Raw genomic sequence first — 22,990 nt, forward strand, 5'->3', positions numbered from 1 at the left:
CGGCATAGTGGTTCACGTGCCCGAGTTGAATCTGCATACGTTCGGACCCGCAGACGGTCCCGAAATCCTCGCCGTTCACGGTGTGACCGGCCACGGTGCCCGTTGGTGGGACCTCGCCGAGAATCACCTGCCCGAGGCCCGCATCCTGGCTCCCGATCTGATCGGCCACGGCCGTTCTCCGTCCGTTCCACCGTGGGACATCGACGCTCAGGTCACCGCGCTGAAGGCCGTGCTCGACGCCCATGCGCGCGGTCCGGTCGTGGTGCTCGGACATTCGTACGGCGGCGCGTTGGCCGTGCATCTCGCACAGCGGTTCCCGGAGGTGGTGCGCGCGCTGGTGCTGCTCGATCCTGCGATTGCCTTGCCGCCGGAGGAGCTGCTCGAGGTCGCCGAGGCCACTGCGAAGTCCCCCGATTACACCGACGCCGACGAGGCGCGTTCGGAGAAGATTCACGGGGCTTGGGCCGACGTGCCCACCGAGTTGCTCGACCGTGAGGTCGCCGATCACCTGGTCCCTGCCGACGGCGGGAAGGTCGCGTGGCGAATGTCGATTCCGGCCATCGTTGCGACGTGGGGCGAGCTCGCTCGTCCGATCGTGGTGCCCGCCGAGAGCGTCCCGACCATCGTGGTGCGGGCCATGCGCGTCGAACCTCCTTATGTGACCGAAGAATTCGTGTCCGCGCTCCGAGACAAGCTCGGCGAGAACCTGCGCACCGTCGAACTCGACTGCGATCACATGGTCGGCCAGGCCAAGCCGGCCGACGTGGCCGAGCTGGTGCGATCCCTGCTGTAGATGGCTCCGATCACCGAGGCGCAGGTGGAGCGGGTACGCGCGTTGGTCGCGTCGATTCCCGTCGGTTCCGTTGCCACCTACGGGGACATCGCGGCGGCGGCCGACCTGTCCAGCCCCCGGATCGTCGGGTGGATCATGCGGACCGACTCCGCCGATCTGCCGTGGCACCGTGTCCTGGGTGCAAGCGGAAAGCCTGCGGCGCATCTGGCGACGAGACAACTCGAGACGCTGCGCGGTGAAGGTGTCGAGATCCGCGACGGGCGAGTGTCGCTGAAGTCCGGTCGCTTCGACTTCGGGGCGCTCCCCCAGCCTCCGACGTCGACCACTAATCTCGAAGGATGAACATCGGAGATCGGCTCGGGCAGTTCGATCCACGCCCTACGGCGAAGTTCGCCCTGTCCAAGGCGAGCACTTTCGTCGCCGCGGCCGGCCTGGTGATCGACGAGGTCTCGGGCACGCGGGTAGCGGGGCACATCGAGTTGACCGAGGAACATTTCACGCCCTGGGGCGTCGTGCACGGTGGGGTCTACACCAGCGCTGTGGAGAGCGCCGCGAGCATCGGTGCGAGTGAGGCGGTCAAGGATCGCGGCGAGTTCGCGGTCGGAGTGCACAACGGAACCGATTTCCTACGCGCCAGCAAAGGCGGACGGGTGGACGTTCTCGCGGAACCGTTGCAGCAGGGCCGCGTTCAGCAACTCTGGCTGGTCACGATCACCGCGACCGACAGCGGTAAGACCATCGCGCGCGGCCAGGTTCGACTGCAGAACGTGCCGCTGCCGACGTGATGGGATCGCACCGGTGAGCGGCTCGTCGACCGAGCCGATATGCGACGCCATCGTGCTCGCGGGTGGTCGCGGATCGCGAATGGCAGGCCTTGCCGGCACCGCATCGGCAGAAGTCGACAAGCCCGCGCTCACCGTCGGCGGACGACGACTGGTCGACATTGCAGTGGCGGCCGTCTCGGACTGTCGCCGAACGGTACTGGTGGGCCCCACACGCGACGCAGTACCGGGTTCGGTTGTGCAGACCCGAGAGTTCCCCGCCGGCGGCGGCCCGGTGGCAGCTCTGGCCGCCGGACTCGAAACACTCGACGGGACAGCCGATCTGGTCGCAGTCGTAGCGTCGGACATACCACTGCTGAATGCTTCTGCGGTGCAGTCACTGATCGATCAGTTCCACCGAGTCGAGACCGACGCAGTGTTCGCGGCCGACGCCACCGGTCGCACCCAGTTCCTGCTCGGAGTCTGGCGCTACAGCGCGCTGCGCTCGGCGGTGGCGGCGCTCGATACCGTCGAGGGTGCCCCGATGCGCGCACTCGTACCGAACGAGCACCGCGTCGTCACGGTTGCCGATATCGAGGACTGCGACACCCCTGCCGATCTGGTCGCCGCGCGCGCCGCAGCCTCGTCGAAATCGGAGGACGTACTCGACATCGACGCCGCGCACGAACGAATTCGACAGCGAGTAGCCGCCCTCCCGGTTCATCGAATTCCGTTGCAGGACACGGCTGGGACCGTGCTCGCGCAACCGTTGGTGGCAGCAACAGCACTGCCTGCGGTCGACATCTCCGCGATGGACGGATTTGCCGTGAGCGGACCCTCTCCGTGGACGCTGAGGCCCGATATCGCCTACGCCGGGACGTCCGGCATCGCGCGACTCGCCGACGGCAGCGCGGTACGCATTGCGACCGGCGCAGCGCTTCCTCCCGGTGCCACTGCGGTCGTTCGCGACGAACACGCGGTCACGACACCGGCCGGCGTCGTAGAACGCGCACCGACGGCGACGTCGACCGACGACACGCGTCGCCGCGGCGAGGACTGGCTTCCCGGAACGGAGTTGGTTGCCTCGGGTACCGCGATCGACACTGCTGTTCGGTCACTCGCCGCGAGCGCGGAGGTGACCGAACTCGATGTGCGGGGACCGGTTCGCGCACGAATTGTCATCAGCGGAAACGAGATTCGGGTATCGGGTCCGCTGGCACCCGGGGAGACCAGGGATGTACTCGGATCGGCGCTGCCGGAGTATCTGGCGCACTGTGGAATCGCCGTCGTGGACGCACTGCTGCTCGACGACACGGCAACCGCGTTCGCCGACCTCTTGGGAAGTACCGAAAACATCGACCTCGTGGTCGTGGTCGGAGCCACCGGAGGAGGTGCCGCCGATCAGCTACGCTCCACGCTCGCCGCCCTCGGTGCCGAAACCGTGGTCGGGCGAGTGCGCGTGCGTCCCGGCGGATCCCAGATCACCGCGACCCTGCCCGACGGTACGGTTGTCCTCGGCCTCCCCGGCAATCCGCTCGCGGCAGTGAGCACGGCGCTGCTGACCGCACCGGCGATCGTCGACGCACTCACCGCTCGCATTCCGCGTTCACCGCGAACGGGGTTGTTGTCCAATGCATCCGAGGTTCGAGCCCCGATCCCTCGAATCGTTCCCGTGGTGGCCGACGGTACCCGCTGGCGAGCCGACACCAAGGTCAGGACAGCTCATTTGGCGCACCTCGTCGGCCGTGATGCGCTCGCCGTGATACCCGCCGATGTCAGCGACGACGAGCCGGTGACAATTCTTCCGTTGCCGTACTGAATTCCGAACCGGCCAGCAGCCGAACACCCTCGTGGTACCGCTCGACGACGAGATCGACGATGGCCGGATGCACCCCGAGCGGCGCACCGACGCCGTCGGCTCCCACGTCGGCCAACCGATTGTGGAAGAGCCCACGAGCCAGCAGATAGCTCGCCACGAACACTCGATCGTGCCCGGCTTCCCGCAGCCCGGACACCGCCTGCGCGACGGTCGGCGTACTGGTGGCCACGTATCCGATCTTCACCGGCGTCCGAGCCGCGTCCGCGAGCATGGCTGCCGCGATCCGATGTTCCTGCAACGCACGAGGATCGGACGATCCTGCGGCCGCGAGCACGATGCTCTGGCCGGCTCGCCAGCCGGCGTCCCGGAGCCGATCGACCATCACTCGTGCGAGCACCGGGTCCGGCCCGAGGGCACGGGTGACGGCGACCGACGAGTGCGCACTGTCCGTGATCTCGCGCGGCACGTCGGTGTGGACGTGATAACCCGATGCCAGAAATGCCGGAACGACGACCGCCGATTCCGGAGTGTCGCGCAGTACCTCGGACGGGGACGGTCCCAGCACGTCGACGAAGGCGACACGCGTAGTACCGATCTGCTTCGAGACGGCGTCGGCGAGCGCGGCGACCATCTCCACACCGCGCGGGTTTCGAGTGCCGTGTGCGACCAACACCAAGGTGGGTTCCATCAGTACTTACTCCCCTCGCTCACGGAAACAGCCCCCGCGGGTTCGTGTGTATCGCAGTCGGATTCGGTCTCGATATAGTCCAACGCGATACGGTAGCCGCGTTTGACCACGGTCTGGATCGCCTTGGGTGCCCCCAGTGAGGAACGGAGTCGGGTCATGGCGGTCTCCACCGCGTGGGTATCGCCACCCCCTCCGGGCAACGAGGCCAACAGGTCTTCACGGGAGACCACGCGCCCCGGATTACGACTCAGCGTCTTCATCAGCGCCATCCCGGCCGGGGACACGGGCCGCACCTCCCCGTCGACCACCACACACCGTCCCCGAACACTGACCACATGCCCGCCTGCGTGCAGGCGACCGGTTCTCCTGGGCAGCTCCTCGGCGATGTGACGGGCGAGCGCGCCGAGGCGCGCACGCGCAGGCGCAGTGGTGGCAACCGACAGCTGTTCGAGCGGGGCTGCGGTGACCGGCCCCACGCACACCGGGAGCACCCGCGTACGCATCGACTGCAGCAGAGGCTCGAGTACGCCGTTCTCGTCGGCACGCATCAGCATCGACGCGACCGCCGGTGCCGAGGTGAAGCTGATGGCGTCGAGTTCACCGACGACGACCGACTCGATCATGCGATCCATCGGACTCTGATCGTCGGGCGCCGTCCAACGGTAGACGGGCACCGGTACCACTTCGGCTCCGGCGCAACGCAGTACCTCGCAGAAGTCCGGAACCGGCTCCCACTCGGTGGTCGCGCCGTGCAGTTGTACCGCTATGCGTTTGCCCTCGACGCCCTCGGCGAGCAGATGTTCGAGCACTTCGGCGGACGACTCGGAGGCAGGCGACCATTCTTCACGTAGATCCGCCGCTCGAATGGCACCGGTGGCCTTGGGACCACGCGCCAACAGTCGCGACGCACCCAGAGCACGACCGAGTTCTTCGGCTCGCCCCCAACCGTCGGCGGCCTCGATCCAGCCACGAAAACCGATTCCCGTGGTGGCGACGGTGATCTCGGGTGGTGCAGCGATGATCGCCGCGGTGACGCGTTCCAACTCTGCGTCGTCGGCGAGCGGGATGATCCTGATCGCAGGCGCGTGCATCACACTGGCCCCACGCCGCTCGAGCAAAGTCGCGAACTCCTCGGCGCGACGCGACGCCGTCACCCCGACGGTGAACCCGGCCAGGGGCATGTCCGCCCCGGCATTTTCGGTCACGTAGATCCGCCGCGGACGAGCACGACACCCTCGACCGTGGCGACCTCGAACGAGCCGAGCAAGACCTCCGCATCGTCGAGGCAACGTCCGTCGACGAGAGAGAAGACCTGCTTGAGCAGCGGAGACGCGACCGTGGGCTCGCCGCCGCGGTCGCCGACCAGACCACGCGACATCACTGCGGCCCGGCCGTAGGGATCTATGTTGCCCACGGCGAACAGTCGTCCGTCGTCGAGCAAGAACAGTGCCGCCTGGGTGCCGCCGCGCAGCAGCACCGCCACCCCGCGGCCCGGGATTAGAGCGTCGAGGGTGCAGGCCGGGGTCCAGTCTCGCGAAAGATCGTTCGGTACCGAAGTATGTGAATCGATGACAGTCATGACGTACCTCCTGGTCAGCTATTTGACGCTGCCCGTGTTTCTTGGCCGTTAAGCGGCGATTACCCACCTGTGCACATGCGCTCAGGTTCGTGACCTGTCAGTTGTCAGGAACCCGTCACTCGATCACGTCACGCTCCGATGCGCGGCATCCCCATCAGCACGGGCACCTTGCGTGCGCCGGACTCGTCGAACGCGATGGTCGGATCGGCCTCGGCCGGAGCGTTGACGAAGGACACGAACCGGCCGAGCTTCTCCTCGTCCTCGAGCACCCCTGCCCATTCGTCCTTGTAGCCGGCGACGTGGCGTGCCATGTCTGCCTCGAGTTCTGCGCCGATGCCCAGGCTGTCCTCGCAGACGACGGCTTTGAGGTGGTCCAATCCCCCATCGAGCGATTCCAGCCACGGTGCGGTGCGTTGCAGGCGGTCCGCGGTGCGGACGTAGAACATCAGATAGCGGTCGATGTAGCTGACGAGTGTGGCGTCGTCGAGGTTGGACGCGAGCAACTGGGCGTGCTTGGGCGACTGGCCACCGTTGCCGCCCACGTAGAGATTCCAGCCACCTTCTGTGGCAATGATGCCGACGTCCTTGCTGCGGGCTTCGGCGCACTCACGTGCGCAGCCCGACACTCCGAACTTGATCTTGTGCGGCGAGCGCAGTCCGCGGTACCGGTTCTCGAGGTCGACGGCCATTCCCACCGAGTCCTGAACACCGTAGCGGCACCAGCTGGACCCGACGCAGCTCTTGACCGTACGCAGCGACTTTCCGTACGCCTGACCCGATTCCATGCCTGCGTCGACGAGCCGCTTCCAGATTTCGGGAAGCTGTTCGACGCGGGCACCGAACATGTCGATGCGTTGCCCGCCGGTCACCTTGGTGTACAGCCCGAAGTCCCGGGCGACCTCACCGATGACGATCAACTGCTCGGGCGTGCACTCGCCTCCCGGCATCCGAGGCACCACCGAATAGGTGCCGTTCTTCTGGATGTTGGCCAGGAAGTGGTCGTTGGTGTCCTGCAACGACGCCAGTTCACCGTCGAGAATGTGATCCGACGAGGTGGACGCGAGAATCGAGGCCACGACGGGCTTGCAGATGTCGCAGCCGGCACCCGATCCGTACTTGGCAATCAACGACGAGAAAGTTCGGGTGTTCGTCGCCCGCACGATCTCGAACAGCTCGGCCCTCGACTGAGAGAAGTGCTCGCACAACGACTTCGACAGCACCACTCCCGATGCCGCCAGCAGTGATTTGATCGACGGCAAGCATCCTCCACAGGTGGTGCCTGCCGTGGTGCAGCTCTTCACCGCGGCCAGATCGCACGCACCGTCGGAGATGGCCGAGCAGATCGCACCCTTCGTCACACCGTTGCACGAGCAGATCTCGGCGTCGTCGGGAAGCGCTCCGATGCCGACCTGCTCGGCCGCCGGAGAGATCAACGAACCCGGATCGCCCGGCAATTCGCGTCCGACGAGCGGCCGGAGCAGCGAGTACGCCGATGCGTCGCCGACGAGGATGCCGCCGAGCAACGTCTTGGCGTCGTCGGTGACGACGAGCTTGGCGTAGGTGCCCTTCGGCGCGTCGCTGAAGACCACCTCGAGCGCACCCGGAGTTGCGGCCATCGCGTCACCGAAGCTCGCCACATCGACACCCATGAGCTTGAGCTTGGTCGACATGTCCGCTCCGGGGAACTCCGCTGCGCCGCCGAGCAATCGGTCGGCCACCACCTCGGCCGTCGAGTATCCGGGCGCGACGAGTCCGTAGCATCGGCCTTCGACCGCAGCACATTCGCCGATGGCGTAGACGTCGGGATCGGATGTGGTGCAGCCGATGTCGACCAGAATACCGCCGCGCTCGCCGACGTCGAGGCCGCTCTCGCGAGCCAGCCGGTCCTGCGGTCGTACCCCCGCGGAGAACACCAGCAGCGCCGCGTCGATCGTATCGCCGTTGCTCAGCTCGACCGTCAATCCGGCGCTGTCGTTCTCGGTGATCGACGACGTGCCCACTCCCACATGCACGTTCAATCCGAGATCGGTGACGAGGCGGGCCAGTAGCGCACCGCCGCCTTCGTCCACCTGAAGCGGCATCAATCGCGGCGCGAACTCGATGACGTGCGGCGTCATGCCCATCTTCTTCAACGCATTCGCCGCTTCGAGGCCGAGCAGGCCGCCACCGACGACCACGCCCACGGCTCCCGGTCCAGCGGCGTCGGCGCGTGCACGGATCCTGTCCAGATCGTCGAGGGTGCGGTAGACGAAGCACGCGGGCAGGTCGTGTCCGGCGATCGGCGGGACGAACGGGTAGGAGCCGGTGGCGAGGACCAGCGCGTCGTAGTCCACGGTGTCGCCGGCCGAGGTGATGACGGTTCGGTGGTCACGGTCGACGCGTTCGGCCCGCACCCCGGTACGCATCTCGACCAGGGAGTCGCCCGGATAGTCGTTGCCCGCCAACGCAAGTTCCTTGTGGTCCCAGGCACCGACGTAGGACGACAGACCCACCCGGTCGTACGCCGGCAGAGCTTCCTCGCACAGGATCGTGATCTTCCACTCGGCACCCTCGTCGCGCGCCCGCAGCGCCTCGACGAACCTGTGCCCTACCATTCCGTGCCCTACCACTACCGCGTTCTTCATTGCGGGTCCTTCCGATTTCGTTGCCGTGCAGAATGTTTCGAGCGCGCCTGCACCGAGCGTCAGACGGCTACCGGAGCGTCGGCATCGGCGGAGTCGGTCCTGCGCAGGTAGATCGCCCACGTGACGATCGCGCAGACCACATAGAAGCCGAGGAACACCCAGAACGCTGTGGTTGCCGACTTCGCACTACCGGAGTACGACGCCCGCAGCACCAGGTTGATGGCGACACCGCCGAGTGCGCCGATGGCACCGGCGATCCCGATCAGTGCGCCGGACATCTTGCGGGACCAGTGCTGCTGTTCCTCGACCGTCATGCCCTGCAGTGCAACAGATTTTGCAGCGAAGATCGCGGGAATCATCTTGTACACCGACCCGTTGCCGAGGCCCGAAAGCAAGAAGAGTGCGATGAATCCGATGACGAAGAGGACCATCACAGTGCCGCTGGCCGCCCCGGGCGTCGAGTCGTCCCAGGTGCTGGCCGCTACCAGAATTCCGGTGGAGAAGGTCATGGCCACGAACGTGTACAGGGTGATTTTTCCGCCGCCGATCTTGTCGGCGAGCTTGCCGCCGAACGGACGCGACAGCGACCCCAGCAGTGGCCCGAGGAACGCGATCTGTGCAGCGTGCAGCGAGGCCTGGGCCTGCTGAGCCGCCGTGGCGGGTGCCCCGTCGGTCAATCCGGCCAGGAAGTTGATCTGGAGTACCTGCCCGAATGCGAAGCTGAAGCCGATGAACGATCCGAACGTGCCGATGTAGAGGAAGGCGATCCACCATGCGTCGGAGAACTTCAACACGTCGATCATGGAGCGGCCGTTGGTCTTCTGGTTGTCGAGGTTGTCCATGTACAGCGCGGCACCGACGGCGGCGATCGCGATGAACACCAGGTACACGGCGCAGACGATCTCGGGTGCGGTGTTGCCGACGGTAGCGATGACCAGCAGACCGATGAGCTGGATGACCGGTACGCCGATGTTGCCTCCGCCGGCGTTCAGTCCGAGGGCCCAACCCTTTTCGCGCTGCGGATAGAAGGCGTTGATGTTCGTCATCGACGAGGCGAAGTTACCGCCGCCGACTCCGGCGAACGCCGCCACGATGATGTACGTGGTGTACGAGGCCGGGTTCAACATGAAGTACATCGTCAACAGCGTGGGAATCAGCAACACCAGAGCGCTGAAGATGGTCCAGTTGCGCCCGCCGAATTTCGCCGTGGCGAACGTGTACGGAATGCGCAGGACAGCACCGACGAGGGTGGGGACGGCCACCAGGAAGAACTTGCCCGCGGCATCGATGCCGTAGACCGACAACGGCATGAACAACACCATCACCGACCAGATCGACCAGATCGAGAAGCCGACGTGTTCGGCGACGACCGACCAGATCAGGTTTCGTTTGGCGATCTGCTTACCGCCGCCTTCCCACGCCTGCACGTCCTCGGAATTCCAATGCGCGATCCGGTGATTCACCGAGACGGGAACGGTTCCGGGCGGAACGGGTGCGGTGGCAGCAGAGCCGGTTTCGGCTGAAGCGCTGCGAGAAAGGCTGGTCACGTATGGCCTCCTGGTTCGGTGAGTGACACCAAGATAGGAAAGCCATGTTGCAGCGGCGCTGCGTGCGGTGACCCGCTGATTAACTCGTTCTCACCCGCTCGTCGACGCGTACGTGAGATCGAACGCGTCGACGAGCCGGGTCACCAGGAGTCTTCGAGCATCCGAGGTCGACAGCACAGATAGCCGCCGACCAGCAGAATCACAACGCATCCGGTGAGCAGCGTCAGCGGCAATCCCCAACCGCCGGACACGGTGTGCAGGAAGCCGAACAGTATCGGTCCGGTGGCCGACACCACGTAGCCCAGCCCCTGGGTGAAGCCCGAGAGCGAGGATGAGCCCACCGCGGTGCGGGTCCTGAGATTGATCAGCGTCAGCGACATCGGAAAGGTCATCGTGCCGAGGCCGATCAGGCACACCCAGATCACCGTTCCGGCGGCAGGCGAGAAGTGCAAGCCGGAGAACCCACAGAGGTAGCACACCGCGGCGACCAGGACGAGGCCGAACGGATTTCGCAGTTTTGCGCAGAGGGTCGGCGTGGCCAGCGACGTGACCAGGCCCATCGCTCCGAACGCGGCGACCGAGGCTCCGGCCAACCCCTCGCCGATACCCGAGTCGATCAACAGCGTCGGCAGCCACGTCAACATCGAATACGTGATCAGCGACGTCATCGCGAACATCATCACCATTCCCCACGCGAGCGAGGATCGATGGATGCGGCCGCCGGATCGGGTGTGCACGGCCGCCGAACCGGCCTCGGCAGAGACGTCCTTCTCGTCGCGACCACGTCGGGCGATCACGACACCGAGCCACGGCAATGCTGCGGCAACACCGACGATCGCCCAGACCCCGATGGAGAGCCGCCACCCGTGGGCATCGGCGACCGGAACCGCGAGCAGCGGCGGAATCATGGTGCTGATCTGGAGTGCACAGATGTAGATGGTGCTGACCACTGCGAGTCGATCCGAGAAGTACCGCTTGACCAGAGGTGGAATGACGACGTTTCCGATACCCATGCCGGCGAGGGCGATCGCGGACAGCGCCAGCAACGACGCCGTGTTCGGCGCGAATGCCCGGGTGGCCATCCCGATCGTGGTCAACGCCATGGCGAGCAGGGCGGCGCGCTCGAGACCGGTGCGCTTGGCGAGAAGCGGTGTCGCCAACCCGAACACGGCGAACATCGCCGGCGGCAGCATCCCGACGACGCCGATGACGGCATCCCCGAACTGCAGATCCGTTGCGATCCTGCCGAACAGAGGGCTGATGGACGTCACGGCGGCGCGCAGCGTCAGCGCAGAAAGAACGATGGCGGCGAACACCAGCAGTCGGCCGCGAACGAGTGATGTACCGGTCTGGGTGGTCTCGGAAACGGTAGGCGCACTCACCGCGTAATCATAGGATGACCGGATCATCGGGTGCAACGCAGTATCATCGTCGGCGCAGCACCCCGAGCACTGCACCGCCCCCAGAACGAGGAGCCTCCGTGCGCCAGGTCCACCGATCGAGCCTGATCACCCAGGTCACTGCAGCCCTGCGCGACGAGATCACGTCGAAACGATGGCCGGTCGGCAGCAGAATTCCCACCGAACCGGAGCTGTGCGAGATGACCGGCACCGGGCGAAACACGGTTCGTGAGGCCGTTCAGGCACTCGTCCACGCCGGCATGGTCGAGCGACGGCAGGGGTCGGGAACGTTCGTCATGACCTGCTCGGACCTCGGCGGCACCCTGGGCAAGTACTTCTCGGACGCCCGTTATCGCGACGTCACCGAGCTCCGGGAAACTCTCGAGGTGACCGCAGCAGCATTGGCTGCGGATCGACGCGACGAGCACGACATCCGAGAGATGAACGACGCCCTCGAGAACCGCAATGTCGCCTGGTCGAGCGGCGACGTGCCGTTGGCCGACGCCGTACGAATCGACGCGCGCCTGCATCGGAGCATCGTCGCCGCCAGCCACAACGCGATCTACCTGGAGTTCTACGACTCGTTGCTACCGGTGATCCACGAGACGATCAGAGAACACGCCACTGCTCACGACGACGACTACGTCGCCGAGCACACAGCCCTCGTCGACGCCATCGTGGACGGTGATTCGGCCCGGGCAATCGCCTCCGCCCGGTCGCTGTTCCGCGAACTCTCCGCCCCTCCGGGCCACGCGCCCGAACCTACAGAATGAGACGCACCAGATCTGCCGTGCGCGCGAGGCCGGGAAATGCCTCCGACGTCGACCGCGGATGAAGTGCGTGCACAGCCAGACGAAACATCAACGCGCGCAACAGCATCTGCGGCCATTCCGGTAGATCGTCCCACCGGCCCACCAGACCGTCGTCGGCGTCTCCCCACGAGAGCGCGTCCACCACGGCGACGCCGGCAGCCCACGACGCCGGACGCCAGTACGGGGTGATATCGCTGATCCCCGGAGCATCGCTGCCGGAGAACAACACCGTCCCGAACAGGTCGCCGTGTACCAATTGGTCCGGCGATTCGACGGGCTTACGCAGTGTCGCAAGCTGTTTGACCAATTCGAGGCTGCTCTTGCCGTCACTCGACGACGGCTCCGGCGCACCCGCACCGCGAGCGGTCCGTAGCGGAACGGCCTCCCAGGCGGCCCGGTCGGCCGCGACGAACACGTCGACGTCGGCCCACGGGGCGACGGGTGGCTGCACCAAGAAGCGGGGACGTTCCAACTGCGCGGTCGCTGCGTGCAACCGCATGGACAACGAGACCACTTCGTCGTGGCGAGGCTCGGGTTCGCCTGCGACGAACGTATCTGCACGCCAACCGGACACGACGTATCGACCATCGGTCGAGCGCACCGGTCGAGCGAGGCGCACACCGTCCACAGTCAGTGTTTCTCGCACCTTCGCAGACCAGGCTGCGCGAGCGTGATCGGCGACGGGCGAGAGCACGACGTCACCCAGACGCCACCCTCCGTCCCAGTCCGCACCCAGTGGCGCAGGCTCGACATCGCGCAGCCCGAACGTAGAGATCACGTGCTGAGGAGGTTCGACAGAGCTCACGAACGCCACGGTACCGCCGATCGGGCAGAGCTCTGCGGACGACGCGCGCATGCGGCCCAGCCGCCACGTCAGTAGATGGGCAGGCCGGGCTCGATCTGCTTGGCCCACTCCACGATTCCGCCGTCGAGATGGGTTGCGTCGGTGAAACCGGCACCGACGAGTGCGTCGAGAACCTCCGCGGACCTGATGCCGGTTTTGCAGTACAGAACGATCGGTACCTGCTGTGGCAGCTCGGCCAACGCCGCCCCGGACAGAATTCGCCCGCGTGGTATCAGCCGAGCGCCCTCGATGCGGACGATGTCCCACTCCACCGGCTCACGCACGTCGATCAAGGCGACCTCGCGTCCGGAATCCAACATCGCCCGTAGCTGCTCGGGGCTGATCGAGGCGTCGTCGGATTCGACGGCCGGCACCACCCCGCAGAAGGCGTCGTAGTCGATCAGTTCCGTGATCGGGGTTCGGTGCGGATCACGGGCCAGTCCGACGGTTCGGTAGCTCATGGCCAACGCGTCGTAGATCATCAGCCGTCCCAGCAGCGTCTCGCCTATTCCGGTGATCAACTTGATGGCTTCGGTCACCATCACCGACCCGATCGAGGCGCAGAGCACGCCCAGGACGCCACCCTCGGCGCAGGAGGGCACCATTCCCGGCGGCGGAGCCTCGGGGTACAGATCTCGATAGTTGATCCCGACGCCGCCCGGAGCTGCATCCCAGAACACCGAGACCTGCCCCTCGAACCGGTAGATCGAACCCCACACGTACGGGATACCGACCAGTGCGGCCGCGTCGTTGACGAGGTATCGGGTGGCGAAGTTGTCGGTGCCGTCGAGAACGAGATCGTAATTGCCGAAGATGTCGATCGCGTTGGACGAGTCGAGGCGGACCCTGTGCAGCACCACCGAGACGCCGTCGTTGAGTTCGAGGATCGAGTCCCGTGCGCTGTCGGCCTTCGGTCGTCCGACGTCGGACCGCCCATGGATGACTTGTCGCTGGAGGTTGGACAGCTCGACGTCGTCGAATTCCACGATGCCCAGAGTTCCGATGCCGGCGGCCGCGAGGTACAGCAGCGCAGGCGAACCCAGTCCGCCGGCTCCGACCACGAGCACGCGGGCGTTCCGCAACCGCTTCTGGCCGTCCGTTCCGACGTCCGGAATGATCAGGTGACGGCTGTACCTGGCAACCTCCTCGGAGGTCAGTTCACCGGTGGCTTCGACCAGTGGCGGTAGGTGGACCACGCTCAGCGACACTCCTCGACTCGACGGGGCGACCGCACAATTGCGTTCGCCGCCTTCGAATCTAATCCGCGATCGCTCACCCGCGCGGATAGGGCCACGGGTTGAACCGGCAGGTCTTGCCGTCCATGGGCACGACGCCCTCGGGGTCGAGCCGCGCGATGTCGTCGTTGGCCGTTCCGAACGTCTGCTGCATCATCACCGGTGCCAGCCCGCCGTCGGTTTCGCACGGCTGGTGCTGCTGGTAGCCGATGGCGTGCCCGACCTCGTGGTTGATCTGATATTGACGGTAGGAACCGATGTCTCCCTGGAAGGAGATCGCTCCGCGTACCCATCTGGGTTCGTTGAGCACGACCCGTTCGATGCCGGGGTTGTAGCAGGACACCTCGAGTTGGATGTCGTATCCACACGCCTGCCGAATGGACATCTGCGACGTCAGGGAGATCCGGAAATCCGGGTCACCCTGATCGATACGGCGGAACGCGAAACGTGGGTCGTTGGTCCAGCTCTTGGGGTTGGCCAACGTCTGATCCACCAGACGGCCGAACGACTCGTCGCCGCCGAAACCGACGGTGTCCACACCGTCCTCGACCTCGACGGTATAGGTGAACACCCGCTCGGTTCCCTGGCCGACCTGCTCGGTGCTTCCGGCGACGGTGTGCCAGGTGCCTGCCCCCTGCACCGCGAACGGTCCACCGTCGGGCAGCTCACCGGACGAGATCGTTTCCGCGAAGTTGCCGTCGGCCTGCGGCGGGACCCCGATGATTCCGGTTCCGGACGTATCGGAGCTCAGCGTGCCGAACCCTGGGTCCTGCGAGGTGCCCTGAGAGGCGGTGCCGACAACCGGGTCACCGGCCCGAACGGCATCGACGACCACGAGCGCGGTGACGGCGATCAGGATCGGTACCGCGTACGCCCGCCAGCCGTAGGTGGCGGCGAACTTTCCCAACTTGGTCTGTTTACGCACGTCACGCTCGGGGCGGCGACTGCGGTCCTTGACCTCGCGCTGCGTCGGGTCCCACTGCGCGCGCAAGGGCTGATGCGACCCACGACCACCCACGCCTCGTGGAAGATCGTCCGACCGCTCGTCGAACCCGCCGGACTGCACACCGCCGCGAATTCGCGGCTCGCCTCGGTCAGTCACTCGCTCACGATCTCACAATCCTGCTCGCTCGCCGCTCGGCACGCCGATACCGGGGACGGATCTATCGGGCTCTCGGTACGACAAACATCGTACAAACAAACCATCCGATGTGATTCGAGATCGACCGTTTCCGACAAGGATCCCCCAGGATCCCAGCGGTGCCGACGGCCACGAGTATCGTTGCCCGTGATCTGCGCTACGAGCGGTCCGAACCGAAGGCCACCCGCCGAAAGTTCACGCCGGACCGCACGTTGTCGAACCAAGACGAGCGCAGCTGTCGACGCGATGGGAACATATTTGATGACAGATCTCGACGACCGGAGGTCCTCCGACCGTCCGGCCACCACCGGCAACCGCCGCAGCGCCAGGCTGCCGCGTGATGCCCGTCGGGCGCAACTGCTGGCTGCTGCGAGCGAAATCTTCGTGACCCGCGGCTATCACGCGTCGGGAATGGACGAGATCGCCGAATGCGCCGGAGTCAGCAAGCCGGTTCTCTACCAGCACTTCCCCGGCAAACTCGAGCTGTACCTGGCGGTACTGCAGAGCTACGTCGACACCCTCATCGCCGGGGTTCGTCAGGCTCTGCGTTCGACGACGGACAACAAGCAACGCGTCCGCGCCGCGGTTCTGGCGTTCTACGATTTCGTCGACACCGACACCCAGGGTTTCCGTCTGGTCTTCGAGTCGGATCTGATGGGTGACCCTCAGGTCAACGCCCGCGTGGAGCAGGCGACCGAAGCATGCGTCGACGCCGTCTTCGACCTGGTCGCCCACGATTCCGGACTCGATCCGTACCGAGCACGAGTGCTGGCCGTCGGCCTAGTCGGTGCCAGCCAGTTCACCGCGCGCTACTGGCTCGAAGCAGATCGGCCGATCTCCAAGGAAGACGCCGTCGACACCACGGTCTCACTGGCCTGGGGCGGCTTGTCGCACGTTCCGCTGCAGTCTCCGTAACCAGCCGGTCGGGCATCCCTCCCACATACGCCACACGCCCCTCGTTCGAGTAGAACGAGGGGCGTGTGGTGTTACCGGCCGTCTCAGGTGGTTGCGAACCCGACCTTGCGAGGATCGGACGGGCCGATCTCGACGTACGACACCTTGGCGGTCTGGATCAAGAACTTGCGTCCCTTCTCGTCCTCCAACGACAGCACTCCGTCCTTACCTGCGAAGGCGGTCGATACGAGCGCCTCGACCTCGGCCGGGGACTGCGCACTGTTCACGACGAGCTCACGGGAACTCTCCGACACACCGATCTTGACCTCCACGGTCAACCTCCGAACTCTCGACAACTGACGCTGTTCTCGCCAGGCTAGTGCAGCCCGCGTGCCGCAGCCGCTTCCAGGCCTGTGCTGTCAGCGAACACCGGCGGGGACCCGCCCCGCCCGGTGCCCGATCGAGCCGATCAGTCCAACCCGAGCGAGGACATCCGCTCGGCATGCTGCTCCTGCATGCGATCGAACAGTGCGACGACCCCGTTGAGGTCGCCCGACGCGGTGATGACGAGATCGGTCAGCGACTCGCGCTGCGCGAGCACGAACTGGGCCTGCGTGATCGCCTCGCCGAGCAGTCGACGCCCCCACAACATCAGGCGTGCCTTGTCCTGGGAGCTCGCCCGGACCCGTTCGGACACCTCGTGGACGACGAACTCCGAGTGCCCGGTCTCGGCCAACACGTCGCGAACGATCTCCGCGACGTCGGGGGCGAGGCTGTGCGCGATCTGCCGGTAGAAATCAGCGGCGATTCCGTCACCCACGTATGCCTTGACCAGAGACTCCAACCAGGTCGACGGCGTGGTGGAGGCGTGGTACTCGTCCAGAGCCCGCACGAACGGATCCATCGACGAATACACGTCGAGGCCACGGTTGGACAAAGCCTGTTCCAACGTCTCGAAATGACTCATCTCGGCGGCGGCCATACTCGCCAGCGCCACCCGGCCTTCCATGGACGGAGCCATTCGAGCGTCCTCCGCCAACCGGTAGAACGCAGAGATCTCGCCGTAGGCGAGCACGGCGAACAAGTCGGGAACGCCCGGGTGATCGTGTGCGATCGCGGGCTCCCCTCTGTCCGGATCGCTCGACCCGACGAGGGCGGTGGATGCAACTGCGGGCGACGACGACTCCGACGAATGGGCTCCCATTCCACGAATCGTAGACCCGTGTCCGACGCCCCGTCGCGGGGCGCGTCACACCTGCCGCGACCCGTCGACCGTGGAGAATCGGGCCGGGCAAGCTACCATGGTGTCGATCGTTGCTCGCGGACCTGTCACACGGACCGAAAGCCGATGCGGCGATCATCGATAATGTGTGCGCACCTGATCCGGGTCGCCTCGAGAGCTTCGCCGCAGCGAACGTCACAGTTCGCGGCCGCGCTGAGGCTGACGGCGACATCACATCGGATTGAGGGCATCGACTTCGGCCGGCAATAGGCCTGTGCCCTTCCTTGTGCGTACGTTCGACCACGAGGAAGGCCAGTCCCCTGAGCAAGATAGTCGTAGACCAAGAATCCGAGACCGGCGACACCACCCTGTCGGCCCAACTGGACGACACGCATGTGCCACCGACGTTCGCCGAGTTGAACGTCGACGCCGACATCGTTCGTGCACTCGCCGACATGGGTATCGAGCGCACCTTCGCCATCCAGGAGCTCACTCTTCCGCTGGCCATCGCGGGCGACGACCTCATCGGGCAGGCCAGGACCGGAATGGGCAAGACGTTCGGTTTCGGCGTGCCTCTTCTGCATCGTCTCGCCACGGAGAATTCCGGAACGACCCCGCTCGACGGCACGCCACGCGCGCTGATCATCGTGCCGACCCGTGAGCTGTGTGTTCAGGTCAGCTCCGACCTCGAGAATGCATCGAAGTACCTCAGCGCCGCGAACGGCCCGGTGAAGGTTCTTTCCATCTACGGCGGTCGCCCGTACGAAGCTCAGATCAGCGCGCTCCAGAACGGCGTCGACGTCGTCGTCGGCACCCCCGGCCGTCTACTCGACCTCGCCAAGCAGAACCACCTGATCCTCGGCAAGGTCGGCGTCCTGGTTCTCGACGAGGCCGACGAGATGCTCGACCTCGGGTTCCTTCCCGACATCGAACGCATCCTGGGCATGGTCCCCGACAAGCGTCAGACGATGCTGTTCTCCGCGACGATGCCCGGCCCGATCATCACGCTGGCGCGCACGTTCCTGACGCAGCCGACGCACATCCGGGCCGAAGAGGCTGAGTCCTCCGCCGTGCACGATCGCACCGCCCAGCACGTCTACCGGGCGCATGCACTCGACAAGGTCGAGATGGTCGCCAAGGTCCTCAAGGCGGAAGGCCGCGGCGCGACGATGGTGTTCACCCGCACCAAGCGCACGGCGCAGAAGGTCTCCGACGAGCTCGCCGAGCGTGGCTACTCGGTCGGCGCGGTCCACGGAGATCTCGGGCAGGTCCAACGCGAGAAGGCTCTCAAGGCGTTCCGCACCGGCAAGATCGACGTGCTGATCGCCACCGACGTCGCGGCCCGGGGTATCGACATCGACGACGTCACCCACGTCATCAACTACCAGTGCCCCGAGGACGAGAAGACCTACGTCCACCGCATCGGCCGTACCGGCCGTGCAGGGCGCACCGGTATCGCCGTCACCCTCGTCGACTGGGACGATATCCCGCGCTGGCAGCTGATCGACAAGGCCCTGAATCTGGGTATGCCGGATCCGGTCGAGACCTACTCGAGCTCGCCGCATCTGTTCGCCGAGCTCGATATCCCCACCGATGCGACCGGCACCGTACGCAAGGCGGCACCCGCGCGAGCCGCAGAGCAGGCCGCTGACAAGGCCCCCGACACCGAGTCCGCAGCACCGTCGGCAGAGGCGTCCGCACCGAGCAAGCCGCGCCGCTCACGCAGCCGCCGTCGCACCCGCGCGGGACAGGACGGGGACCAGGCCTCGACCTCGACCGACTCGGCCAACGCCTCTGCATCGACCGCGAACCCTGTTGCGGCACAGTCGGATTCGACCGATTCGTCGACACCGGAAGCGTCGACCAAGACCGCTCCTCGTCGCCGACGCCGTCGCCGCACGAGCGGATCGTCCGCCGAGACCGGACCGTCGACGGCGAGCGCGTCGGAGTAGTCTCCCGCCGTGCTGGCTCCAGAACGTAGGTCGAGAACCGATCTCGTCGTCGCGGCAGTCATCGCGGTGACGGTGGTCGTGGCCGCGAGCGTCGCTTGGCTCACGGGTGACGCTCGGGGCACCACCTCTGTCACGGCCGACAATCCACTCGCGCCGTCCGAGGCGGCCGCCTCCGTGCCCGCCGCCCTGTCCGAGTTGTGGCGGGCACCGAGTTCGGCGACGGATTCGGCGCATACGCCGGTTCCGGTCGTGACCGGTTCGGCAGTCGTGACCGCCGATGGCGGTTCGGTCGTCGGCCACGACCCCCGTTCCGGCGACCCGGCGTGGTCGTACTCGCGAGACCTACCCCTGTGCTCGGTGATCGCCTCCTGGAACACTGCCGTCTCGGTCTACCGCGACGACCGCGGTTGCTCGCAGGTGACCACGCTCGACGGATCGACCGGCGTCCGCGCAGCACAGCGCACGTCCGACGCAGACGACTCGGTGTACCTCTCGTCCGACGGCACCTACGTGACCTCGCGAGGTGACACTCGGATGGAACTGTGGCGCTCGGACATGGTGCGCACACTCGAATACGGGCGCGTCGATGCTCCGGTCAACCCGGGTACTCAGCCGAGAACCGGATGCACGCTCCTGTCCACCACGTCGTCCAATTCGCGGACGGCGGTACTCGAACAGTGCCCGGGTGAGCCGGCCGCACGACTGTCTCTGCTCAACCCTGCCCCCAAGGATGCGAGCGAACCCGAGGAGTACGGATCCTCGGTGGTCCCGGATCTCGTCACCTCGGAGCAGGAGCCGACATCCGGACGCGTCCTGGCTCTGACGGGAAGCCTTGTCGCGCTGTATGTTCCGTCCGCAAACGGTGCCCCTGCGCGCATCGCGCTCTACGACGACACCGCCACGGCCGTCTCCGAGTTCGCGCTCCCCGCGGGCCTCGGCCCAACATCCGCACCGCCCGCCTCGCCGGCAGCGAAACAGGGTTCGGTGTTCACCTGGTTCACCGGCTCCGGAGTGCAGGCACTGAACTCCACCGACCTGACTCCGGCGTGGTCCATGCCCGGGGCCCTCGGCAGCGGTGCCGTCATGGCCGGCAGGCTACTGGTTCCCGTGCCCGACGCGATCGCGGTGGTCGAGCTCGCCACCGGCACGGTGATTGCCGAGATTCCGATCGATCGCGGCGACTACGACGGACCGGTGCAGACCTCCGTGATCGGCGATGTCGTCGTCGAGCAGCGCGGTTCCGACCTGGTCGCGCTGGGTTGATCGAGGACGGCCGATCGGAGGAGCTACTCCGCAGGGTCGTACGTCTTCAGTTCTGCTGTGCCCTCCCAGTGGGCCAACAAGTTCTCGGCCAGCTCGCGATACGCCTGCGCGCCCTTGTTCTTTCGCCCCGACAGCACCGTTGCGCCGGATGCACTCGCCTCCGCGAAACGCACCGTCCTGGGGATCGGCGGAGCGAGGACCGGCAGCGAGTACCGATCGGAAACATCGCCGAGCACGTCACGGCTATGGGTGGTACGGGCATCGAACAGGGTGGGCAGTGCACCCAGCAGTGCGAGGTCGGGGTTGGTGATCTGCTGCACCTCGGACACCGTCCGCAGTAGTTGTCCGACGCCGCGGTGAGCGAGCGTCTCGCACTGGAGTGGGACCAGAACCGATTGCGCTGCAGTGAGACCGTTGAGCGTGAGAACACCGAGCGAGGGTGGGCAATCGATGACGACCACGTCGAAATCCTGCAGAATCGGTGCCAGAGCACGCTTGAGTGCGAACTCGCGACCGGCGCGCATGAGCAGCAGCGCCTCCGCACCCGCGAGGTCGATCGTGGCGGGCAACAGCACGATCCCCTCCGCCGTCTCGATCAGTACGTCCTCGACCTGTGCGTCCCCGGTCAATACCTCGTGCACCGACGAGTCGAGCTTGTCCGGGTTGTGACCGAGCGAGAACGTCAGGCATCCCTGCGGGTCGAGATCGACCACCAGAACGCGTCGGTCGAGTGCGTGCAGCGCGGCTGCCAGCGAGGCGACCGTAGTGGTCTTGGCCACGCCGCCCTTCTGATTCGCTACCGCAAGAATTGTCGTCACGCCCTGATCCTTGCCTAGATTCGCCGCTCGAGCGAGGTTTGTCGGTTCCGGGCGCGTCAGTGCATCACGATCGGCGGCGCGGATTCCTGAGAAACGTGCTTGGTTCGGGGCAGGAAGAACGCGGGCACGAACGTGATGACGATGAGCACCAACGCGACCATGAAGGTGGTCCCGAACGCGCGCGCCGAGATGTCGAATGCTTCGAGCTGGCTCGAGGCCGTCAGCGCCGGCTTCTGCTGCGCGGTCAACACCACCGACATCAACGCGGTTCCGATCGATCCGGCGGCCTGCTGGACGATGTTCATCAATGTCGAACCGCGGGCGACTGTTTCGTTCGTCAACGTCTGCAGCGCAGCAGTCATGATGGGCATCATCGTCGAGCCGAGCCCCACCCCCATGACGAACAAGGCTCCGATCAACAACGTGTACGACGTGCTGGTGCCGACCTGGGTGAACACCGCCATGCCTGCGGTGATCAGGACCATGCCCATCAGCACGATTCGTCCTGGACCGGTCTTGTCCGCGATCACTCCGGCGATCGGCATGGCTATCATCGCGCCGATACCCTGCGGTGCGAGAAGCAGCCCGGCCGACAGTGTGGACTCGCCGCGGAGCAGGAAGTAGCTGGGAAACAGCAACCCTGCGCCCATGAACGCGACCATGAAGAAGGTGGTCGTGATGACCGCGACGGTGAGTGAGCGGTTCCGGAAGAGCCTCAGGTCGATCAACGGATGCTCGACGCGCAGAGCGTGGAAGACGAACAACACGATCAGCACCAGGCCCACGATGACCGGAACCAGCACCTTGACGGCCAGTACGGTCTCGGTTTCGACGACCGACGACGCACCGTAGAGAAACAGGGCCAGACCGGGCGAGAGCATCAGCATCCCGCGGAAGTCGAACGATTCCGACGGGGTCGGATTGTCTCGCGGAAAGATCACGATTGCGGCGATCAGCGCGAGAATGCCGATCGGCAAGTTGATGAGGAAGATCCAGTGCCAGCTCGCGGCCTCGATCAGCCACCCGCCGAGGATGGGGCCCGCGATGGGCCCGATCAGCATCGGCACACCGAGCACGGCCATCACCCGGCCGATCCGTTCGGGGCCGGCGGCACGCGTCATGATCGTCATGCCCAGGGGCATCAACATGCCTCCGCCGAGGCCCTGCAGTACGCGGAACACGATCAACGACGTGATGTCCCAGGCGAAACTGCACAGCACCGAACCGAGAACGAACAGCACCAGTGCCGTGATGTAGAGACGCTTGGTGCCGAAACGGTCCGCAGCCCAGCCCGTCAACGGGATGACGGTGGCCAAGGCGAGGGTGTACCCGGTCATCGTCCAGGCCGCGTTGGCATACGTGGTCTCGAACACGTCGGTGAACGTCCTCAAGGCCACGCTGACGACGGTGACGTCGAGAATCGACATGATCGCGCCGAGAACGACGACACCGGCGATCTTCAGCAACGCTCCGTCGAGCTTCTCCGGGGCACCGGAGGGCGCGGGCTTCTGCAAGTCGGTCATTGTTCTCCAGATCGATGAGAAGAGCTACGAGGTCAATGCAGTGAGCACACTGACGGGCAGGACTGCGTTGCCTGC

Annotated in this window: 21 protein-coding genes; 8 read left to right on the forward strand and 13 right to left on the reverse strand. The window is 65.8% G+C overall.

What is annotated here, in order from left to right; genetic code table 11:
- The first annotated feature begins 16 nt into the window (after nt 1-16).
- Genes CH281_RS21290 through CH281_RS21305 form a run of 4 tightly spaced genes read left to right on the forward strand, consistent with a single transcriptional unit; the run spans nt 17 to nt 3,373 of the window.
- A complete protein-coding gene (locus tag CH281_RS21290; protein ID WP_032370927.1) occupies nt 17-793 on the forward strand; it encodes an alpha/beta hydrolase in 777 nt (258 codons plus the stop codon).
- Nucleotides 794-1,135 carry an MGMT family protein gene (locus tag CH281_RS21295; protein ID WP_094695470.1) on the forward strand — a complete coding sequence of 114 codons (342 nt, stop codon included), beginning with the start codon at nt 794-796 and terminating at the stop codon, nt 1,133-1,135.
- Nucleotides 1,132-1,578, forward strand: coding sequence for a PaaI family thioesterase (locus CH281_RS21300; RefSeq protein ID WP_228139195.1), 447 nt, complete (start codon nt 1,132-1,134; stop codon nt 1,576-1,578). The genes CH281_RS21295 and CH281_RS21300 overlap by 4 nt, the downstream gene beginning before the upstream one ends.
- A gap of 13 nt (nt 1,579-1,591) precedes the next feature.
- Nucleotides 1,592-3,373: an NTP transferase domain-containing protein gene (locus CH281_RS21305; RefSeq protein WP_256983908.1), complete on the forward strand. Its 1,782-nt coding sequence runs from the start codon at nt 1,592-1,594 to the stop codon at nt 3,371-3,373.
- Here CH281_RS21305 and CH281_RS21310 read toward each other — a convergent pair.
- The 6 genes from CH281_RS21310 to CH281_RS21335 form a co-directional block, all read right to left on the reverse strand.
- Entirely contained in the window at nt 3,330-4,064 is a 735-nt protein-coding gene (locus CH281_RS21310) for a sirohydrochlorin chelatase (protein WP_080729270.1), read from the reverse strand. The genes CH281_RS21305 and CH281_RS21310 overlap by 44 nt on opposite strands.
- Nucleotides 4,061-5,242, reverse strand: coding sequence for a uroporphyrinogen-III synthase (locus tag CH281_RS21315; protein WP_094695498.1), 1,182 nt, complete (start codon nt 5,240-5,242; stop codon nt 4,061-4,063). Before CH281_RS21315 ends, CH281_RS21310 begins: the two co-directional genes overlap by 4 nt.
- A 20-nt stretch (nt 5,243-5,262) precedes the next feature.
- Nucleotides 5,263-5,640: a nitrite reductase small subunit NirD gene (gene nirD / locus CH281_RS21320; protein ID WP_032366318.1), complete on the reverse strand. Its 378-nt coding sequence runs from the start codon at nt 5,638-5,640 to the stop codon at nt 5,263-5,265.
- A 128-nt stretch (nt 5,641-5,768) separates the two neighbouring features.
- Nucleotides 5,769-8,264, reverse strand: a complete 2,496-nt coding sequence (gene nirB, locus CH281_RS21325; RefSeq protein ID WP_094695471.1) for a nitrite reductase large subunit NirB — start codon at nt 8,262-8,264, stop codon at nt 5,769-5,771.
- A gap of 59 nt (nt 8,265-8,323) precedes the next feature.
- Nucleotides 8,324-9,727, reverse strand: a complete 1,404-nt coding sequence (locus CH281_RS21330) for a nitrate/nitrite transporter (RefSeq protein ID WP_032407092.1) — start codon at nt 9,725-9,727, stop codon at nt 8,324-8,326.
- Nucleotides 9,728-9,951: 224 nt separating this feature from the next.
- The gene (locus CH281_RS21335) at nt 9,952-11,193 is read right to left on the reverse strand and encodes an MFS transporter (protein WP_027496539.1); all 1,242 of its coding nucleotides are present in this window, start codon (nt 11,191-11,193) and stop codon (nt 9,952-9,954) included.
- A 98-nt stretch (nt 11,194-11,291) separates the two neighbouring features.
- Between CH281_RS21335 and CH281_RS21340 the strand changes: the two genes are divergently transcribed.
- The gene (locus CH281_RS21340) at nt 11,292-11,984 is read left to right on the forward strand and encodes a FadR/GntR family transcriptional regulator (RefSeq protein WP_027496538.1); all 693 of its coding nucleotides are present in this window, start codon (nt 11,292-11,294) and stop codon (nt 11,982-11,984) included.
- On the opposite strand, the gene CH281_RS21345 is transcribed toward CH281_RS21340, so the two are convergent.
- The 3 genes from CH281_RS21345 to CH281_RS21355 form a co-directional block, all read right to left on the reverse strand.
- Nucleotides 11,974-12,828 carry a TIGR02569 family protein gene (locus tag CH281_RS21345; RefSeq protein WP_027496537.1) on the reverse strand — a complete coding sequence of 285 codons (855 nt, stop codon included), beginning with the start codon at nt 12,826-12,828 and terminating at the stop codon, nt 11,974-11,976. The two genes, CH281_RS21340 and CH281_RS21345, sit on opposite strands and share 11 nt — an antisense overlap.
- Nucleotides 12,829-12,896: 68 nt before the next feature.
- Nucleotides 12,897-14,063 carry an adenylyltransferase/sulfurtransferase MoeZ gene (moeZ, locus tag CH281_RS21350; RefSeq protein ID WP_080729269.1) on the reverse strand — a complete coding sequence of 389 codons (1,167 nt, stop codon included), beginning with the start codon at nt 14,061-14,063 and terminating at the stop codon, nt 12,897-12,899.
- Between the two features lie 76 nt (nt 14,064-14,139).
- On the reverse strand, nt 14,140-15,168 hold the full coding sequence (locus tag CH281_RS21355; protein WP_370878773.1) for a DUF3152 domain-containing protein: 1,029 nt from the start codon (nt 15,166-15,168) through the stop codon (nt 14,140-14,142).
- Between the two features lie 336 nt (nt 15,169-15,504).
- On the opposite strand from CH281_RS21355, the gene CH281_RS21360 reads away from it, so the two are divergent.
- The gene (locus tag CH281_RS21360; RefSeq protein WP_027496534.1) at nt 15,505-16,158 is read left to right on the forward strand and encodes a TetR/AcrR family transcriptional regulator; all 654 of its coding nucleotides are present in this window, start codon (nt 15,505-15,507) and stop codon (nt 16,156-16,158) included.
- 83 nt (nt 16,159-16,241) lie between these two features.
- Here CH281_RS21360 and CH281_RS21365 read toward each other — a convergent pair whose 3' ends face one another.
- Both CH281_RS21365 and CH281_RS21370 read right to left on the reverse strand, forming a co-directional pair.
- A complete protein-coding gene (locus CH281_RS21365) occupies nt 16,242-16,469 on the reverse strand; it encodes a DUF3107 domain-containing protein (protein ID WP_027496533.1) in 228 nt (75 codons plus the stop codon).
- Nucleotides 16,470-16,606: 137 nt separating this feature from the next.
- Complete coding sequence (locus CH281_RS21370; RefSeq protein ID WP_032366312.1) at nt 16,607-17,341, reverse strand: ferritin-like fold-containing protein; 735 nt, start codon at nt 17,339-17,341, stop codon at nt 16,607-16,609.
- Nucleotides 17,342-17,754: 413 nt separating this feature from the next.
- On the opposite strand from CH281_RS21370, the gene CH281_RS21375 reads away from it, so the two are divergent.
- On the forward strand, nt 17,755-19,311 hold the full coding sequence (locus CH281_RS21375) for a DEAD/DEAH box helicase (RefSeq protein ID WP_238325164.1): 1,557 nt from the start codon (nt 17,755-17,757) through the stop codon (nt 19,309-19,311).
- 9 nt (nt 19,312-19,320) lie between these two features.
- A complete protein-coding gene (locus CH281_RS21380; protein WP_032408115.1) occupies nt 19,321-20,574 on the forward strand; it encodes an Rv3212 family protein in 1,254 nt (417 codons plus the stop codon).
- Between the two features lie 23 nt (nt 20,575-20,597).
- Here CH281_RS21380 and CH281_RS21385 read toward each other — a convergent pair whose 3' ends face one another.
- Nucleotides 20,598-21,392 carry a ParA family protein gene (locus tag CH281_RS21385; protein ID WP_027496529.1) on the reverse strand — a complete coding sequence of 265 codons (795 nt, stop codon included), beginning with the start codon at nt 21,390-21,392 and terminating at the stop codon, nt 20,598-20,600.
- 56 nt (nt 21,393-21,448) lie between these two features.
- On the reverse strand, nt 21,449-22,915 hold the full coding sequence (locus tag CH281_RS21390) for a DHA2 family efflux MFS transporter permease subunit (RefSeq protein WP_032408114.1): 1,467 nt from the start codon (nt 22,913-22,915) through the stop codon (nt 21,449-21,451).
- Nucleotides 22,916-22,990: the final 75 nt, after the last annotated feature.

The organism is Rhodococcus sp. 06-221-2 (assembly GCF_002258365.1).
Lineage (GTDB): Bacteria > Actinomycetota > Actinomycetes > Mycobacteriales > Mycobacteriaceae > Rhodococcoides > Rhodococcoides fascians.

Excerpts from the sequence above, each read along its gene's own strand:
- nirD (WP_032366318.1), bottom strand. The coding sequence starts at position 5,640 with ATGACTGTCATCGATTCACATACTTCGGTACCGAACGATCTTTCGCGA.
- CH281_RS21315 (WP_094695498.1), bottom strand. The coding sequence starts at position 5,242 with ATGCCCCTGGCCGGGTTCACCGTCGGGGTGACGGCGTCGCGTCGCGCC.
- CH281_RS21360 (WP_027496534.1), top strand. The coding sequence starts at position 15,505 with ATGACAGATCTCGACGACCGGAGGTCCTCCGACCGTCCGGCCACCACC.
- nirB (WP_094695471.1), bottom strand. The coding sequence starts at position 8,264 with ATGAAGAACGCGGTAGTGGTAGGGCACGGAATGGTAGGGCACAGGTTC.
- CH281_RS21390 (WP_032408114.1), bottom strand. The coding sequence starts at position 22,915 with ATGACCGACTTGCAGAAGCCCGCGCCCTCCGGTGCCCCGGAGAAGCTC.
- CH281_RS21300 (WP_228139195.1), top strand. The coding sequence starts at position 1,132 with ATGAACATCGGAGATCGGCTCGGGCAGTTCGATCCACGCCCTACGGCG.
- CH281_RS21370 (WP_032366312.1), bottom strand. The coding sequence starts at position 17,341 with ATGGGAGCCCATTCGTCGGAGTCGTCGTCGCCCGCAGTTGCATCCACC.
- CH281_RS21295 (WP_094695470.1), top strand. The coding sequence starts at position 794 with ATGGCTCCGATCACCGAGGCGCAGGTGGAGCGGGTACGCGCGTTGGTC.